This is a genomic window from Salegentibacter sp., from assembly GCF_041642575.1.
Lineage (GTDB): Bacteria > Bacteroidota > Bacteroidia > Flavobacteriales > Flavobacteriaceae > Salegentibacter.
This window is the reverse complement of record NZ_JBEPWD010000146.1, coordinates 1-3052: the sequence shown is the minus strand read 5'-3', so window position 1 is coordinate 3052 and position 3052 is coordinate 1. Positions and strand designations below refer to the sequence as shown.

At 41.7% G+C, this 3052-nt stretch carries 2 protein-coding genes; one reads left to right on the top strand and one right to left on the bottom strand.

Annotated features, from left to right (window positions below; translation table 11 throughout):
• Positions 1-2453, top strand: a 2453-nt coding sequence (locus tag ACESK1_RS12545) for an AAA family ATPase (protein WP_372920526.1), incomplete at its 5' end; no start/stop codon positions are given.
• A gap of 99 nt (positions 2454-2552) precedes the next feature.
• Here the strand turns inward: ACESK1_RS12545 and ACESK1_RS12540 are convergent.
• Positions 2553-3052: alpha/beta hydrolase family protein (locus ACESK1_RS12540; RefSeq protein ID WP_372920525.1), on the bottom strand; the 500-nt coding region annotated here is incomplete at its 5' end.

The window sequence follows — 3052 nt, the reverse complement described above, 5'->3', positions numbered from 1 at the left end:
TTGGATTGCATCAGCAAAATGTGAGGCAGTTGCTAAAAGCTTTGCACTTTCTCAAGGAACAAACGGCAGGCATTATTTGCTTTGAAAACCACCCACTTTTTCAATCCTCCTGCGATACCCTGGTGAATAATGCCATAAAAGCTCAGGCGCTGGATCTGGAGGAAGCACCAGATCAGCGCAGGGATACGATTTCTGTAAAGGGAGCCCGAACGCATTATCTTAAAGACCTGGATATAGATCTTCCGAAGAATCAATTATCTGTAATTACCGGAATTTCAGGCTCTGGCAAGTCTTCTTTAGTAATTGACACCCTGCACGGTTATGGATTGCAGGAAATGACCAAACAGTTTTCGAGTTATCAGCAATCCAGGGTTGGTGTGAATTTTCAGTTTGATGTAGACCATATTGAAGGGCTTAGCCCAACTATTTGCGTTACCCGTAAAGAAAAGAGTTTTACAGATCGCTCCGATATTGCCAAACAAACGGGAATAGATAAGATTTTACGCTTTGCCTTTTCCCGAAAAGCCCAGTACGAAGGAAAGGAGTTATCTGCCAGTCATTTTTCGAATAATCACGAATTGGGAAAATGTGCCGTTTGCGATGGTATGGGGCAGGAATTGCTCCCCGATTTAGATAAAATAGTTCTGGATCAAAACATGAGTATTGCTAACGGACTTTTTGAACACAATAAATCCCTGGCTTATTATGGTCACGCGAGCAGCCAGTATATGGCGGTTGTGAAGGAGGTGGGTGCCAAATACGGATTTAGCCTGGAAACGCCTTTTAAGGAACTGAGCAATAAGCATAAAGATATTCTTTTTAATGGTGCCGGAGACACCGTATGGAAAGCCAACTGGCAATTCAAAACCAAAACCCGGGAAGGAATTCAGGAGGTAAGTATGAAATGGGAAGGGCTTTTTCATTACTTAAAGGAAGAATATTATAAGACCAGAAAGAACAAGAATATTGAAAAGCTGAAAGCACTTTTCTCCCTTGAGGAATGCAAGCATTGTGCAGGAAGTGGATTAAAACCGGAACGCTTGGCCTTTCAAATTGGAGGTAAATCGATTCACCAAATACGGTCAATGGACTTTAAAGCTTTAGAAATCTGGCTTTCGGCTGATTCCAAGCAGGAGAAAATGGATCAAAAACTCGTCGCTAACATTCAGCCTCATTTGATCAATACCATAAAGCGAGCAAAGCAATTGCATATTGATCATTTGCAGCTCAACCGTAAATCTACCACGCTTTCCGGCGGAGAAAACCAACGGGTAGCCCTTATAAAACAATTGAATAGTCCTTTGAAGGATATTACCTATCTTCTGGATGAACCTTCCGCAGGACTATCTAACGACAATATTCCGGACCTGATCAGCATCCTGAAAGATCTTATTGAAAAAGGCAACAGCGTGATTGTGATTGAACACAATAAAGAGATCATCCTGCAGGCTGATCGGTTGGTTGAACTTGGCCCTAAAGCAGGAAAATTGGGAGGCTTTATTACTTATCAGGGTAGTCCCCAGGATTATTTGAAGCAATCTGATTGTCACCCATTTTTAAAAGAACCTTCTAAAGCAATCGGCTTAAAAGGAGGGAAGGAGACTATTTTCATCCGGAATCTCTCCAGGTATACTTTAATGAAAGAAGCCCTGGAAGTGCCTGTTGGTGGTATCACGGCCATCAGCGGTAAATCTGGAATTGGGAAGACCACTTTGGTAAAAGATATTTTGATTCCGAGCATTGAAACGGACAAGCCGGTCAATTGTGAAAGTATCAAATTCCCAGTAAAGTATGCGGGAGCGCATTATTTTGAGTCTAATAAGCTAAGATCACATTCGAAGACTTTGTTAGTCACCTATTTGGATCTGCTGAAAGTTATAAGCAAGATCTTTGCAAGCGAAACAGGCCTGAAACCTCGTGACTTTTCTTATAAAACAAAAGCCAGTCAGTGCCCGAACTGCAAGGGCAAAGGCTATCTGGAAACCAGCCTGGATATCGCCGCCAATGCGATTGAAGAATGTGAAGTCTGTAAGGGACAACGCTATCAGCCGAATATTCTGGAACATAAAGTTGCTTCAAAAAATATCGCTGAGGTACTCGCCTTTAATCTTAACGAATTAAAAGAATGGTTGAAGGAGACAAAGCTCCCTGACAAAATTCTACATCTATTAGAGCAACTGGAGGAGATCGGGTTGAAGCATCTTCACCTGGATCAGCCTGTTCAATCCCTTTCTTCGGGAGAAAAACAGCGATTATTGTTACTGAACTGGCTCCAGGACCGAGCGACAAATACACTTTATATTTTAGATGAACCCAGCACCGGTCTGCATTATGCAGATATCGATCTTTTATTTGCGATACTCGAAAAACTCAGTAAGGACAATGATATTCTGGTAATTGACCATAATCCCTATTTATTGGACAAAATAGGGGTGGGGCTAGTCTTGGAATAACTGCTTTAATTTACGCTCATAATTGTAAGATCCGGTGTGATAATGACAAAAATAAGCGCATCACCACACCGGATCTTATAGAAAAATCAGCTTTAAAGATTACAAGGTTTCCTCGAGCCATTTAAAGAATTCCATCTGCCAGATTATCCCGTTCTGGGCGCTGAGGATCCAATGGTTCTCCATGGGAAAATACAGCAACTTACTTTTTAAACCTTTTAGTTGTGCGGCCTGGAAAGCTTCAAGGCCCTGCCCAATCGGTACTCTGAAATCCTTTCCTCCCTGGATGATCAAAATGGGCGTATCCCATTTATTCACAAAATTGATAGGATTAAATTCGGTATATGCTTTAGGTGTTGGATCCTGCCAGTAAGGGCCGCCCAGATCTTTATTTACAAAGAACAATTCTTCAGTGGTTCCATACATACTGCGAGTATTGAAGATGCCGTCATGAGCAATAAAAGTTTTAAAGCGATCCTCGTGATGACCAGCGAGATAATAAACCGAATACCCACCATAGCTTGCCCCTACAGCTCCCAGCCTGTCTTTATCTACAAAATCTTCCTTGCTGATTTCATCTATTGCTGAAAGATAATCCTTTA